Here is a 13,639-nt window from a genome sequence, read left to right as displayed (position 1 = left end):
GGTTTGTGCAGGTGACCCCCTATGCTGTATCTCGATCAACGCTCCGATTTTCTCTCTGAAAGCACCGCCCCCAGTGCGTCTTCGCTCTTGGGTCAGACGGGGCATGTCTCCGAAGTCGACCGTGTTTATGCAGAAATTTTTGATGCAGTCATGGATCGCCGACTGTTGCCTGGCGCCAAATTGACCGAATCCACTCTGTGCGAAATTTTCAATTGCTCCCGTGCCACGGTGCGCGCAGCGTTGGCCCAGCTCGGGCACGACAAAATCGTGGTTTTACAACCGAACCGGGGGGCCTATGTCTGGAAGCCCAGCCCCGAAGAAACCCGTGACGTTTTCGAGGCCCGACGTACGCTCGAATGCGTCCTGATCGACAAATTACTGCAGTTTCCCGACTTGCGGCAACGGTTGCAGCCGCTGCGCGACATGGTGCGCCAAGAGCGCGAGGCGTTCGAACACGGCGACCGTATCAGTTGGCTCAGGTTGTCCAATGCGTTTCACGTCAAAATGGCCCGGCTGGTCGAAAACCACGTGCTGACCGAGTTCATGCATGCTTTGTGTTGTCGCAGCACGCTCATCATTGCGTTTCACGACACCCCCAGCTCAAGCACCTGCTCGTACGAAGAGCACGACCAGATTCTTGACCTCATCCTGGCCGGCAACCGCGACGGCGCCCTCGCGGCGATGTGTCATCACCTGCAAGATTGCGAACACCGCGTCGGCGAACCTCACGCCCGGCGTCCCGACCCCTGGTCTGCATTCAGTGTCAAGCGTTAGGCCCCAAGGAACCTTTATGTCCCCGAATTATCCGCGTGATCTCGTTGGTTATGGTCGTCATCTGCCCACGGTTGTTTGGCCCGGGCAGGCAAAAATTGCTGTGCAGTTTGTACTGAACTACGAAGAGGGTGGTGAAAACTGCGTCTTGCACGGCGATCCGGCGTCAGAACAGTTTCTGTCCGAAATCGTCGGTGCCCAGGCCTACCCCGATCGCCACATGTCGATGGAATCAATCTACGAGTATGGTTCGCGGGCCGGCGTGTGGCGTATTTTGCGTGAGTTCGAGCGTCGTGGCTTGCCGCTGACGGTTTTCGGGGTAGGTATGGCGCTCGAGCGCCACCCGGATCTGGCGCGGGCCTTTGTCGAGCTGGGGCATGAAATTGCGTGTCATGGTTACCGCTGGATTCATTACCAGTCGGCACCCGAATCGCTTGAGCGTGACCACATGCAGCGCTGTGTTCAGATTATTAAAGACCTGACCGGCGAACACCCGGCGGGTTGGTACACCGGCCGCGACAGTCCGAATACCCGGCGTCTGGTGGTCGAAGAGGGCGGGTTTCTTTACGACGCCGATTATTACGGCGACGACCTGCCTTTCTGGTCTCAGGTCGAGCTCTCCGACGGTACGACGCGCCCCCACCTGATTGTGCCGTACACACTCGACACAAACGACATGCGCTTTGCCACGCCGCAGGGCTTCAACACGGGTGAACACTTTTTCAGTTACCTTAAAGACGCTTTCGATGTGCTGTACGCCGAAGGCGACACCCACCCCAAGATGTTGTCCATAGGGTTGCATTGCCGGCTTATTGGCCGTCCTGCGCGCTTCGCGTCGTTGCAACGCTTTCTCGATTACATCCAGGGGCACGACAAGGTCTGGGTTTGCCGCAGGGTTGATATTGCCCGGCATTGGGTCAAGCATCACCCGTTTCAGGGTGCCTGACGGCACGGCAGCCCATAAGCGCCCAAACTTAAATAAAACTGATTCAGAGGTAGACATGACCACAAAAGTTTCTATGGCAACACTTAATGCCATGCCCGTCGAGGACTTTGTCCGCGTGCTGGGCGGTGTTTTCGAGCACTCGCCCTGGGTAGCCGAGCGCGCTGCGGCGCATCGGCCGTTTACCAGCGTGCATGCGTTGCACACCGAAATGGTTCGTCAAATAGAAGGCGCCGAGCACGACCTGCAAATGAAACTGATTTGTGCGCACCCCGAGCTTGCCGGCAAAGCTGCCATTCGCGGCGAGCTGACGCCCGAATCCACGTCGGAACAAGCCGGGGCCGGGCTGGATCAATGCGCTCCCGAAGAGTTTGCCCGGTTGACACAGCTTAATCAGGCTTATCGCGAAAAGTTCGGTTTTCCGTTCATTTTGGCAGTAAAGGGCTACGATCGTGCCGGCATTATTGCCCAGTTCGAGCGCCGTCTGGGGTTGACCCCGGCCCAGGAAGTGCAGGAAAGCCTGCAACAAATTTTCAAAATTGGTCGCTTCCGTCTGGAAGCCCTTGTCGAAGAAAACTGAGCCTTCCCGTAAAGGTCATTTTTCCGGTTTTTATTGTTTCTTGTCAGGAGTCCATGTCATGGCAACCCCACCTTTACCCGTCGGCACCGTCATCAATGCGCCCAGCGTCGATTTTCCCGATTTTGCGACGCGTTACGCAAATCTTGCATTGGCCGACTTTGGCGCAAAGGTTGTTTCTTGCTCAAACGAGTGGTTCGGGCCGGCCGAGCGCATGCTTCAGCCTGCCGAGCCGGTATTTATTGTGGGCAAGTTCGACGATCACGGTAAATGGATGGACGGCTGGGAAACCCGCCGTCGTCGTGACGGCGGCTACGACCATGCGGTGGTCCGTCTGGGGGTTTCGGGGGTCATCAAAGGCATCGACATCGACACCAGCCACTTCACCGGCAATTTCCCCCCGGCGGCTTCGGTGCAAGCCTGTTATTGCGAGGGCGACCCGGATGACACGACGGTTTGGACCGAAATCGTGCCTTCAACAACCCTGTCCAGCAGTTCGCATCACTTTATTGCGCTCGACGACGAGCGCCGCTGGACACACTGCCGCCTGAATATCTACCCCGACGGTGGCGTGGCTCGCTTTCGCGTGTTCGGCCAACCGGCGGCCGACTGGTCTTCTAAAGATCCCAACGCGCTGCACGAGGTGTCGGCCCTGGCGGCCGGTGGCCGTATCGTGGGCTACAACGACGCGCACTTTGGTGTGCCGTTCCGCCTGATCATGCCGGGTCGTGGTGTGAACATGGGTGACGGCTGGGAAACCCGCCGTCGTCGCGAGCCAGGTTACGACTGGTGTGTCGTTGAACTTGCGCACCCGGTGCATGTCGAAAAAATTGAAGTTGATACGGCCCACTTCAAGGGTAATTATCCAGATCGTGTATCTATCCAGGCGGCAAATGTTACCTACGGTACCGATCAGTCCATTATTACCCAGGCCATGTTCTGGCCCGTGCTGTTGCCCGAACAAAAAGCCCAGCCCGACACGCAGCACTTTTACACGACCGAGCACTTCAACGACGTTGGCCCGGTCACGCACGTCAAACTGAACATGCACCCCGATGGCGGCGTCAGCCGTCTGCGTGTATGGGGCCGTCTGGCCTGACAAGGAAGACTCATGCCGAACCTGATCAAACTCGAGCGTCTGACCAAAGCAAAATTTGCGCCGTTTGGCGATGTCATTGCCATGGAAGATAACGACTGGTTTCCCATTAACAACGGGACAACCCGGCGCTATCATCATGTCGGTAAAGTACAAATTCGCGGCGACGACGGTCAGGCCGGCATCAGTCTGGCCCGGGGCGGGGCGTTTCATTTCCCCATTTCAGTGTCCATGCTCGAGCGCCATCCCTTGGGCAGCCAGGCCTGGATCCCCACAGGCAACACGCCTTTTATTGTGGTTGTCGCCCCTAACGGCAACGACGACAGGCCCGATGAGTCCAATATTCGGGCGTTTTATGCAGAGGGTCACCAGGGCGTCAATTACCACGCCGGTACCTGGCATCACCCCTTGCTGACGTTGGCGCAGCAAGGCGATTTTATTGTGGTCGATCGCATCGGTACTACCCCGAACTGCGATGAATGCGACCTGCATCAACAGTTTGTTGTCGATGGTAGCTATGCCGATGACCACTGATAGGCGCGCCTGACTTCAGGCGCTGCCATTCACCAAGACAACAAAAAACGGAGACATAATTCAATGCGACAAACCGTCAGTTTTTATCTTAACGGCGTACTTCAACACGTCGTGCCAGCCTCACCTACGCAAACGGTTCTTCAGTATTTACGCGAACAGGCCGGTCTGGTGGGCACCAAAGAAGGGTGTGCCGAAGGAGACTGCGGTGCATGTACGGTTACCGAAGCCGCCCTCGACGCGCACGACAACGTCAGCTTTCGAGCCATCAATGCGTGTATCCGCTTTTTGCCCACGCTAGACGGCCGTGCCATCTGGACTGTCGAAGGCCTGTCGGCCGATGGTCAGGCCTTGCATCCGGTTCAGCAAGCCATGGTCGACCACCACGGGTCGCAGTGTGGTTTTTGCACCCCCGGTTTCGTAATGTCGCTGTACACCATGTATTGCAATGGCAAGGTTCGCCCGGTGCGCGAAGAGGTGCTTGATCACCTGTCGGGTAATTTGTGCCGTTGTACAGGCTATCGTCCCATCATCGACGCTGCGCTCGATATGGGTAATTATCCCGCTCCCGAAGGCGCCACCATGGCCCAGGTGCAGGGCTGGCTCAAGGCCCTGCGCGACGCCGCCACCGAACCGCTGGCCATCACCGAAAGTGCTCAAAGATACTGGGCGCCGTGTAGCGCCGATCAACTGGCCGACCTGTTCCTGGCCCACCCCGACGCGACACTGCTGGCGGGCGGCACCGACGTTGGCCTGATGGTCACCAAGCAGCTCAAGGTATTCCCTAAAGTCATTTATCTGGGCAACGTTGCCGAGCTCGATGTCATTCGTCGCGACGAAACCAGTTTGTACATTGGCGCCGCGGTGTTGCTCAATGAAGGCTACGAGGCCCTTGTTCGCGAGTATCCCGAAGCGCACGAACTCTGGAAGCGTTTTGCGTCCATGCCCATTCGCAATTCCGGCACGCTGGTCGGTAATGTTGCCAATGGTTCACCAATTGGCGACAGTGCGCCGTTGCTGATTGCCTTGCAAACGCGCGTCGTTTTGCGCAAGGGCAATGCGCGTCGCGAACTTCCCCTCGAAGACCTGTATCTCGATTATCGTAAGCAAGACCGCGAGCCGGGCGAGTTCGTCGAGGCCATCAAGGTGCCTCTGCGTGATCCGGCCCTTAAAGTGGCCACGTACAAGCTGTCCAAACGTTTTGACCAGGATATTTCTGCCGTATGCAGCGCCTATGCCTTGCGTCTTGAAAATGGGCAGGTCGCCTCGGTGCGTATTGCGCATGGCGGTATGGCAGCCACCTCAAAGCGTGCAACCGAGGCCGAGGCCGCACTGGTCGGGAAATCGTTTGACGAATCGGCGGTGACCGCCGCGATGGCCGCCTTGGCCGCCGACTATCAGCCCCTTTCAGACATGCGGGCCACCAGCGAATACCGGTTGCAAACCGCGCAAAACCTGCTGTATCGCTTCTACCTGGAAACCACCGGCGCTGCGGCGACGCGCGTTTAATTAATAGGGGGTCCTATGACACAGAACAAATATCAAACGGTTGGCACCTCGGTCAAACACGAAAGTGCACATTTGCATGTTACGGGTCGTGCGCAGTACACCGACGACATCCCCGAGGTCCAGGGTACGCTGCATGCCGCATTCGGCCTGTCCGAGCGGGCGCACGCGCGCATTGTCTCGATGGATCTGACCGCTGTGCGCGCGGCCCCGGGTGTGGTGGCTGTCATTACGCTTGACGATGTGCCGGGCGAAAAATACGTTGGGCCGGTCATTGCCGACGAGCCGGTTTTTGCCGATGGCAAGGTCGACTATGTGGGACAGCCTTTGTTTGCAGTGGCGGCAACCTCGCACGACCTGGCGCGCCGCGCCGCGCGTCTGGCCAAGGTCGAATACGAAAATCTTGAGCCCTTGCTCGACATTAAATCGGCCGCCGATAAGCAGGCCTATGTCTTGCCGCCGGCGCGTATCTCTAAAGGCAATGTGCCTGAAACGCTGGCGCAAGGCCCTCATCGTCATCAGGGCAGCTTTTATTGCGGCGGGCAAGAGCAGTTTTACCTTGAAGGGCAAGTTGCCTATGCCTTGCCCGGCGAAAACGCCGAGATGCAGGTGTTTTGCTCAACCCAGCATCCGTCCGAAATGCAGTTCATCATTGCGCATGCGTTGCATCAACCGGCCCATACCGTCAAAGTGCAGTGTCGACGTATGGGTGGCGGGTTTGGCGGCAAAGAAAGTCAGTCGTGGCCATTTGCTGCCGTTGCGGCCTTGCTGGCTCACCATACCGGGCGGCCTGTAAAACTGCGCGCCGACCGCGACGACGACTTCATGATGACCGGCAAACGGCACGATTTTCGGGTGGAATACGATGTTGCCTACGACGACGATGGCCTGATCAAAGCCATCAAGTTCGAGCAGCAACTGCGTTGTGGTTATTCGGCCGACCTGTCTGGCGCGGTGGCCGACCGTCAGGTTTTCCACACCGACAACACCTATTTCCTCGAGACTTTCGATATCCTGTCGTTGCGGGTCAAGACCAATACACAATCCAATACCGCGTTTCGCGGGTTTGGCGGCCCGCAGGGCATTATGGCCATCGAGTACGTCATCGAGGACATCGCCCGTCGTCTGGGCAAAGACCCGCTCGACGTGCGCCGGCGCAATTTTTACGGCAAAACCGAGCGTAACGTCACGCCCTATCAAATGACGGTTGAAGACAATGTCATTCACGAACTGGTTGACCAGCTCGAGCAAACCGCCGAATACCGTCGTCGTCGTGAAGACATTACGCGCTTCAATGCCCAAAACCAGGTGCTGAAAAAAGGTCTGGCGCTGGTACCCGTGAAGTTCGGCATTTCGTTTACGGCCACGCATCTTAACCAGGCCGGCGCTTTGTTGCACATTTACACCGACGGCTCTGTCCTGATTAACCACGGTGGCACCGAGATGGGCCAGGGGCTAAATACCAAAGTTGCGCAGGTGGTTGCCGAAGAATTGGGGATTGGCATTGAGCACGTCCGCGTTTCTGCAACCGATACGTCCAAAGTGTCCAACACCTCGGCGACGGCAGCGTCGTCGGGCACCGACCTGAACGGCAAGGCGGCACAAGATGCTGCCCGCAAAATCAAGGCTGTGCTGGTGGCGTACGCGGCCGATCATTACGGCTGCGATACCGCCGACGTTGTCTTCCGCAGCAATCAGGTGCATTGCGGCGAACGTGTCATCCTGCCGTTTGCCAAATTTGTGCAAGAGGCCTACAACGCACGTGTGCCTTTGTGGTCGTCCGGGTTTTACCGCACGCCTAAAATCCACTACGACTTCAAAACCCTCACCGGTCGCCCCTTCTATTACTTCGTATATGGGGCAGCTTGCGCCGAAGTCATTATCGACACCCTAACCGGCGAAAACCGTCTGGTGCGCGCCGATGTGCTTTATGACGCGGGCCGTCCCATCAATCCGGCTGTTGATATCGGTCAGATCGAGGGCGGTTTCATTCAGGGGATGGGTTGGCTGACCACTGAAGAGTTGTGGTGGAACAAAGACGGGCGCCTCATGACGCATGCGCCTTCAACCTACAAGATTCCGTCAATCTCCGACTGTCCCGAGGCCCTTAACGTTGCATTTTTCAGTAACGGTAATGTCGAAAACAGTGTCTATCAGTCCAAGGCCGTCGGCGAGCCGCCGCTGCCGTTGGCGTTGTCGGTGTTTTTCGCCATTCGCGATGCAGTGCATGCGGCGGGCAATCAGCCTGGCACACTGGCGCCGCTCGATGCCCCGGCGACCGCCGAGCAAATCTTGCGGGCAGTTCATGCTGTTGCGCCTCGGTTGAAGTTGCCGGAGCTGGCCACAGAACATGGCTGATGCAGGGGGCTGGTCTTTAGCGGCGCGTCAGGCCTTGCAGGCCGGGCGCTCGCTTGTGCTTGTTACGGTTGTCCGGTCTGCGGGCTCGGCGCCTCGCGGGGGCGGCGCAAAACTGTGGGTGCTCGACGCCGAGGTGCTTGGCACCATCGGCGGGGGGCATCTCGAGTTCAAGGCCATCGATCTGGCCCGAGACCTGCTTGCCGACGCCACCAAGCCCGCCCGGCATATCGAACGTTATGCGCTTGGCCCAAGCCTGGGGCAATGTTGCGGCGGGGTCGTGTGGCTGGGCTTCGAGCGCCTTGGGCCCGACGATCTGCCCTGGTTCGATAGCGTTGCGGACCATCTGCATAAAGGGCAGTCGGTTCGCCGTATTGTCAGCTTTACCGATCTTGCCGCACCGGTAAGCCTTCAGCTTTCACCCGACCCTGCGCAAGACTTCGACACCGACCAGGCGCATTGGGATGCCGATTCGGGACGTCTGACCGACGTGTTGTCTGCGGCAACGCTGACTGTTGTGGTGTGCGGCGCAGGTCACGTTGGCAGGGCCATCATCAACATTCTGGGGACATTGCCGGTAAAGGTTATTTGGCTCGACCCGCGCGACGATGTCTGGCCCGCGCACTTGCCGGCCAACGTAACGGCGCTTCAGGGCGACGATGCCGACGTTCCCGACTGCCCCGACAACGCATGCTGGCTGGTGCTGACGCATAGTCATGCCCTTGATATGGCGCTGGTGCAGGCTGTCATGGCTCAAAAAACGTTCCGTTTCCTGGGGCTTATTGGCTCTGCCACAAAAAAAGCCCGCTTCGAGTCGCGGCTGCGTCAACGCTTCTCCGAAGCCCTGGTCGCCCAAATGACCTGCCCCATAGGGTTGGTCAAAACCAACAGCAAGCTGCCGGAAGTCATCGCCGTCTCGGTTGTCGCGCAATTGCTGTCGCTGACCTGAAAGATTTTTGGTCCGGGTGCCTCTATAATCACCGGTCATCTGTTTAATAGCGCCTTTTTTGTCAATGAAAACCTCCGAGATCCGCCAGAAATTTCTATCGTTCTTCGAATCGAAAGGTCACAACGTGGTGCCTTCGTCGTCGCTCATCCCGGGCAACGACCCAACGCTGCTGTTTACGAACGCCGGCATGGTTCAGTTCAAAGACGTATTCACGGGCAAAGAGGCACGCAGTTATCAGCGCGCCGTCAGTTCGCAACGTTGCGTGCGGGCAGGGGGCAAGCATAACGACCTTGAAAACGTGGGCTACACAGCCAGGCATCACACGTTCTTCGAGATGCTGGGTAATTTCAGCTTTGGCGATTACTTCAAGCGCGAAGCCATTTATCATGCCTGGGAGCTTCTGACCACGGTTTACAACCTCCCCCCCGAAAAACTCTGGGTAACGGTTTACCAAGAAGACGACGAAGCCTACGAAATCTGGCAAAAAGAAATCAAAGTGCCGGCCGAGCGCATCGTTCGCATCGGCGATAACAAAGGTGCGCGCTACGCATCCGACAACTTTTGGCAAATGGGCGACACCGGTCCTTGTGGCCCGTGTTCCGAAATTTTCTACGACCATGGTCCCGATGTCTGGGGCGGCCCTCCGGGCTCGCCCGAAGAAGACGGTGATCGCTATATCGAGGTCTGGAACCTGGTGTTCATGCAGTTCGAGCGCGATGCCGATGGCAACATGACGCCGCTGCCCAAGCCTTGTGTCGATACCGGTATGGGGCTCGAGCGCATCGCAGCGGTGTTGCAGCATGTGCACTCCAACTACGAGATCGACCTTTTTCAGGCGCTCATCAAGGCCGCCGCGCGCGAAACCGGCACGACCGACCTGGGCAATAATTCACTTAAAGTCATTGCCGACCATATCCGGGCCTGCAGTTTCCTTATCGTTGATGGTGTTATTCCCAGCAACGAAGGTCGCGGCTATGTGCTGCGCCGCATTGTGCGTCGCGCCCTGCGTCATGGTCACAAGCTGGGGCAATCGGGTGTGTTCTTCCATCGCCTGGTGGCCGATCTGGTTGCGCAAATGGGCGATGCCTATCCCGAGCTGGCTACGCAGCAGGCGCGCGTCGAGCAGGTACTCCGTCAAGAAGAAGAGCGTTTCAGCGAAACGCTCGAAAACGGCATGAAAATCCTCGATGGCGCGTTGGCGTCGCTGCCCGAGGGCGGGGTGCTCGATGGCCAGACCTTATTTACCTTGTACGACACCTATGGCTTTCCGGTCGACCTGACTGCCGACATTTGTCGCGAGCGCAAGGTCAATGTTGACTTGCCCGGCTTCGAGGCGGCCATGAACCGCCAGCGCGAACAAGCCCGGGCGGCCGGCAAGTTCAAGGCCGCCGAGGGGCTTAGTTATTCGGGTGTCGAAACCCGTTTCGAAGGTTACGAACATCTGCAGGCCGAAGGGCGTGTTACAGCGCTTTATCTCAATGGCGTCTCTGTCGACCAGGTCCAGGCTGGCCAGGAAGCTGTTGTCGTCCTCGACGTGACACCGTTCTACGCCGAGTCCGGCGGGCAGGTCGGCGATGCCGGCGTGCTGGCTGCGGGTTCGGCGCGTTTTGTCGTCGCCGATACGCAAAAAATTCAAAGTCAGGTGTTCGGGCATCATGGCGCGCTCGAGCAGGGTGTGCTGTCGGTGGGCGATACCGTGTCGGCGCAAGTCGATGTCCAGCGCCGTGCGCGCACCGTACGTAACCACTCGGCTACCCACCTTATGCACAAAGCGCTTCGCGAAGTACTGGGGGGGCATGTGCAGCAGCGGGGTTCATTGGTCGACGCCGATAAAACCCGTTTCGACTTTGCGCACGATGCACAGGTCACACCCGAACAGATCATTGCCATCGAAAACATCGTCAATGCCGAAGTGCTTGCCAACCAGCAGGTACGTGCCCAGCTTATGTCTTACGACGACGCGGTGCAGGGTGGGGCGGTGGCATTGTTTGGCGAAAAATACGGCGACGAAGTCCGTGTGCTCGATATCGGCTTTTCTCGCGAACTGTGCGGCGGCACCCACGTAGCGCGTACCGGCGACATCGGTTTGTTCAAGATTGTCTCTGAAGGCGGTGTGGCTGCCGGTGTTCGCCGTATCGAGGCCATCACGGGCGACAACGCCCTGGCCTGGGTGCAGCAAGCCAATGCCACATTGCAACAGGCTGCAGGGCTGCTTAAAACCCAGCCCGCCGAGCTTCTGGCGCGTATCGGGCTATTGCAGTCGCAGGTCAAGGCGGCCGAGACCGAAGCCCAGCGTTTGCAGCAAAAGCTGGCCGCTTCGGCGGGTAACGATCTGCTCGACAAGGCAGTCGACGTTGGCGGCGGCGTACGCTTGCTGGTCGGCCAGTTGGCCGGTGTCGACCCCAAAGCCCTGCGCGGTATGGTCGACGACCTTAAAGAACGTCTCAAGCCGGCCATTGTTTTGCTGGCGACCGTGGCCGATGGCAAGATCAGCCTGGTTGCCGGTGTAACGCCCGATGCCACCGGCAAGATCAAGGCCGGCGATTTGGTTGGGCTCGTGGCCGGCCAGGTGGGCGGCAAAGGCGGTGGTCGCCCCGATATGGCCATGGGCGGGGGCACCGATGCCGCCGCATTGCCGGCAGCGCTGGCGGGTGTTGAGCCCTGGGTACGTGAGCGTACACAGGCCTGATGCCAGCAACAGGTTGATGTCATGAGTGCAGATACAACTTCTTTACCCGTATTCGACCTTGAAGTTGATGCTTCTGGGTTAAAATGCCCGCTGCCTATTTTGCGGGCCAAGAAAGCGTTGGCGCAACTGCAAAGCGGCCAAACCCTTAAAGTCATTACCACCGATACCAATGCGGTGCGTGATTTTCAGGCGTTTTGTCGGCAAACCGGTAATGCGTTGGTTGCCCAGGTGGCCCAGGCCGACGCGACGGTGCATTTTTTAACCCGTCGTTAACAGGGCGGCAGGTGTGCCGGTTGCGCATGGCGGGCCGGTGCGCGTTCAGGCGCCAAGTTTTTGATTTTGTCAGGGCCCTTGTGGCTTTCTGGTGAATTTTTTGGTGGATTCTGGTTTTAGTTTGCCTAGTGCAGGCTAAAAATGCTAGAATCTTTTGTTTTCCACATCATTTTCAAAGGATTACCTATGGTGGTGATTCGTCTGGCCCGTGGTGGCTCGAAGAAACGTCCGTTTTACAACCTTGTTGCTGCCGATTCGCGTAACCGTCGTGACGGCCGTTTTATCGAACGCGTTGGCTTTTACAACCCGGTCGCTGGCGAAGGCCAGGAAAACCTGCGTATTGCCCTTGATCGTGTCGAGCACTGGACCAGCAATGGCGCCCAGTTGTCGCCCGCAGTGGCTCGCCTGGTTAAAGAATACTCGGCTAAAGTCGCTGCCTGATTCCGGCTTGGCGTTGCAACAGGCTCAGGCTCATGAACGATAGCGCTTCACAGGGCGCGCCCGTTACCGACGCAACGCCCGACGATCTGGTCGAAGTCGGCCGCATAGCGGCGGCTTACGGCGTTAAAGGTTGGGTCAAGGTTTTGCCTTACTCGGCTCACGCCGATGCCTTGCTTGCAGCCCGGCAGTGGTGGCTGAAAGCGCCCGTTTCCCCAGGGAAGCCGGGCGCTTTTTCGCGTCCCCAGTTATCGCGCGTTGTCATGTCAAAGCGTCATGGCGCCACCGTGGTGGCGCATTTGGCTGCCATCCCCGATCGCGATCGTGCCGAAGCCCATAAGGGCTACGCCATACTGGTGCCGCGTTCCAGTTTTCCCAAAGCCGATCCCGATGAATATTACTGGGTTGACCTGGTCGGTTGTCGCCTGAATGGCGTCGACGACGACGGCAACCCGGTGCTCATTGGTCAGGTAAGTTCGGTTACCGACAACGGCGCGCATGCCGTATTGCATGTTGCGCGGGCAACCGACGACGGCCAGGGCGGCCTTGTGCCTGTACTCAACGACAAAGGTCGTCCCGTCGAGGTGCTGGTGCCTTTTGTGCTGGCGCACGTACATACCGTCGATTTACCCAACAAACGTCTCGACAGCAACTGGCCGGTCGACCTCTAAAACGGCTATGCGCTTCGACGTCATTTCCTTGTTCCCCGATATGTTTTCGGTGGTGCGCGACCTGGGTGTAACCGGGCGGGCCCATCGGCAGTCCCGCTGGGCGCTGGGGTTATGGAATCCGCGCGATTTCACCCACGATGTTCATCGAACTGTTGACGACCGTCCCTACGGGGGCGGGCCGGGCATGGTGATGTTGGCCGAACCCCTCGAACAAGCCGTCGATGCGGCGCAGGCCGCTCGCGACGATACCGCTGCGCCGGTCATACTCATGAGCCCCACTGGGCGCAGGTTCGATCAGGCCATGGCGCAAACCCTGGCCGACAGCCCGGGCGCCATCCTGGTGTGCGGGCGCTACGAAGGGGTCGATCAGCGGTTTATCGACCGCCGTGTCACACACGAGGTATCTTTGGGTGATTTCGTGTTGTCCGGCGGCGAAATCGCGGCGCTGGCCATCATCGACGCCACCATTCGTTTGTTGCCAGGTGTGCTGAATACGGCCGATTCGGCTTTACAAGATTCTTTCAATGCGTCGGTCAGCGGTTTGCTCGACAGCCCGCATTACACACGCCCGGAAATCTACCAAGGGGTGGCTGTACCCGATCCTTTGCTCTCCGGGCATCACGCCCACATCGCGCAATGGCGTCGGCAGCAATCGCTTGCGCTGACATTCGTCCGCCGCCCCGACCTTATTGAACAGGCCCGCGCGCGCGGCGATCTGACCCGTGCCGATGAAGCCTTTTTGGCGAGTTTGATTGTTTAAGGTCCCTGCGGGGCAGCGCTACTAGCGTTGACTAGTCTTTCGCCAGCCATCAATAGCCGACGATACGCATGGTGCATATT

Annotated in this window: 13 protein-coding genes; all 13 read left to right on the top strand. The window is 58.5% G+C overall.

All coding sequences use genetic code 11. From position 1 onward, the window contains the following. Positions 1–21: 21 nt before the first annotated feature. The 13 genes from GTU67_RS10310 (at position 22) to trmD (ending at position 13,559) form a co-directional block, all read left to right on the top strand. Positions 22–774: a GntR family transcriptional regulator gene (locus GTU67_RS10310; RefSeq protein ID WP_185779986.1), complete on the top strand. Its 753-nt coding sequence runs from the start codon at positions 22–24 to the stop codon at positions 772–774. Positions 775–790: 16 nt separating this feature from the next. Continuing rightward, entirely contained in the window at positions 791–1,717 is a 927-nt protein-coding gene (puuE, locus tag GTU67_RS10305) for an allantoinase PuuE (RefSeq protein ID WP_185779985.1), read from the top strand. A 55-nt stretch (positions 1,718–1,772) separates the two neighbouring features. Beyond that, positions 1,773–2,294 (top strand): 2-oxo-4-hydroxy-4-carboxy-5-ureidoimidazoline decarboxylase, encoded by a 522-nt coding sequence (uraD, locus tag GTU67_RS10300; RefSeq protein ID WP_185779984.1) that lies wholly within the window; start codon positions 1,773–1,775, stop codon positions 2,292–2,294. Between the two features lie 91 nt (positions 2,295–2,385). Then, positions 2,386–3,390 carry an allantoicase gene (alc, locus tag GTU67_RS10295; protein ID WP_185780026.1) on the top strand — a complete coding sequence of 335 codons (1,005 nt, stop codon included), beginning with the start codon at positions 2,386–2,388 and terminating at the stop codon, positions 3,388–3,390. A 12-nt stretch (positions 3,391–3,402) separates the two neighbouring features. Next, positions 3,403–3,921 carry an ureidoglycolate lyase gene (locus GTU67_RS10290; protein WP_185779983.1) on the top strand — a complete coding sequence of 173 codons (519 nt, stop codon included), beginning with the start codon at positions 3,403–3,405 and terminating at the stop codon, positions 3,919–3,921. 63 nt (positions 3,922–3,984) lie between these two features. Next, a complete protein-coding gene (gene xdhA, locus GTU67_RS10285) occupies positions 3,985–5,427 on the top strand; it encodes a xanthine dehydrogenase small subunit (protein ID WP_185779982.1) in 1,443 nt (480 codons plus the stop codon). Positions 5,428–5,442: 15 nt separating this feature from the next. After that, a complete protein-coding gene (gene xdhB / locus GTU67_RS10280; RefSeq protein WP_185779981.1) occupies positions 5,443–7,782 on the top strand; it encodes a xanthine dehydrogenase molybdopterin binding subunit in 2,340 nt (779 codons plus the stop codon). Then, on the top strand, positions 7,775–8,728 hold the full coding sequence (gene xdhC / locus GTU67_RS10275; RefSeq protein WP_185779980.1) for a xanthine dehydrogenase accessory protein XdhC: 954 nt from the start codon (positions 7,775–7,777) through the stop codon (positions 8,726–8,728). The genes xdhB and xdhC overlap by 8 nt, the downstream gene beginning before the upstream one ends. 64 nt (positions 8,729–8,792) lie before the next feature. Next, on the top strand, positions 8,793–11,417 hold the full coding sequence (gene alaS / locus GTU67_RS10270) for an alanine--tRNA ligase (RefSeq protein ID WP_185779979.1): 2,625 nt from the start codon (positions 8,793–8,795) through the stop codon (positions 11,415–11,417). 21 nt (positions 11,418–11,438) lie between these two features. After that, on the top strand, positions 11,439–11,690 hold the full coding sequence (locus GTU67_RS10265; RefSeq protein ID WP_185779978.1) for a sulfurtransferase TusA family protein: 252 nt from the start codon (positions 11,439–11,441) through the stop codon (positions 11,688–11,690). 186 nt (positions 11,691–11,876) lie between these two features. Next, on the top strand, positions 11,877–12,131 hold the full coding sequence (rpsP, locus tag GTU67_RS10260; RefSeq protein ID WP_093971308.1) for a 30S ribosomal protein S16: 255 nt from the start codon (positions 11,877–11,879) through the stop codon (positions 12,129–12,131). A 32-nt stretch (positions 12,132–12,163) separates the two neighbouring features. Next, entirely contained in the window at positions 12,164–12,799 is a 636-nt protein-coding gene (gene rimM, locus GTU67_RS10255; protein WP_185779977.1) for a ribosome maturation factor RimM, read from the top strand. Between the two features lie 7 nt (positions 12,800–12,806). After that, positions 12,807–13,559 (top strand): tRNA (guanosine(37)-N1)-methyltransferase TrmD, encoded by a 753-nt coding sequence (gene trmD, locus GTU67_RS10250; RefSeq protein ID WP_185779976.1) that lies wholly within the window; start codon positions 12,807–12,809, stop codon positions 13,557–13,559. Positions 13,560–13,639: the final 80 nt, after the last annotated feature.

The organism is Pusillimonas minor (genome assembly GCF_014237865.1).
Classification (GTDB): domain Bacteria; phylum Pseudomonadota; class Gammaproteobacteria; order Burkholderiales; family Burkholderiaceae_B; genus Neopusillimonas; species Neopusillimonas minor.
Note: the sequence above shows the minus strand (reverse complement) of the source record. Positions and strands in the feature narration are given on the sequence as shown.

Coding starts and splice junctions, on each gene's coding strand:
- GTU67_RS10310 (WP_185779986.1), top strand. CDS start 22: ATGCTGTATCTCGATCAACGCTCCGATTTTCTCTCTGAAAGCACCGCC.
- puuE (WP_185779985.1), top strand. CDS start 791: ATGTCCCCGAATTATCCGCGTGATCTCGTTGGTTATGGTCGTCATCTG.
- uraD (WP_185779984.1), top strand. CDS start 1,773: ATGACCACAAAAGTTTCTATGGCAACACTTAATGCCATGCCCGTCGAG.
- GTU67_RS10290 (WP_185779983.1), top strand. CDS start 3,403: ATGCCGAACCTGATCAAACTCGAGCGTCTGACCAAAGCAAAATTTGCG.
- xdhA (WP_185779982.1), top strand. CDS start 3,985: ATGCGACAAACCGTCAGTTTTTATCTTAACGGCGTACTTCAACACGTC.
- xdhB (WP_185779981.1), top strand. CDS start 5,443: ATGACACAGAACAAATATCAAACGGTTGGCACCTCGGTCAAACACGAA.
- xdhC (WP_185779980.1), top strand. CDS start 7,775: ATGGCTGATGCAGGGGGCTGGTCTTTAGCGGCGCGTCAGGCCTTGCAG.
- alaS (WP_185779979.1), top strand. CDS start 8,793: ATGAAAACCTCCGAGATCCGCCAGAAATTTCTATCGTTCTTCGAATCG.
- GTU67_RS10265 (WP_185779978.1), top strand. CDS start 11,439: ATGAGTGCAGATACAACTTCTTTACCCGTATTCGACCTTGAAGTTGAT.
- rpsP (WP_093971308.1), top strand. CDS start 11,877: ATGGTGGTGATTCGTCTGGCCCGTGGTGGCTCGAAGAAACGTCCGTTT.
- rimM (WP_185779977.1), top strand. CDS start 12,164: ATGAACGATAGCGCTTCACAGGGCGCGCCCGTTACCGACGCAACGCCC.
- trmD (WP_185779976.1), top strand. CDS start 12,807: ATGCGCTTCGACGTCATTTCCTTGTTCCCCGATATGTTTTCGGTGGTG.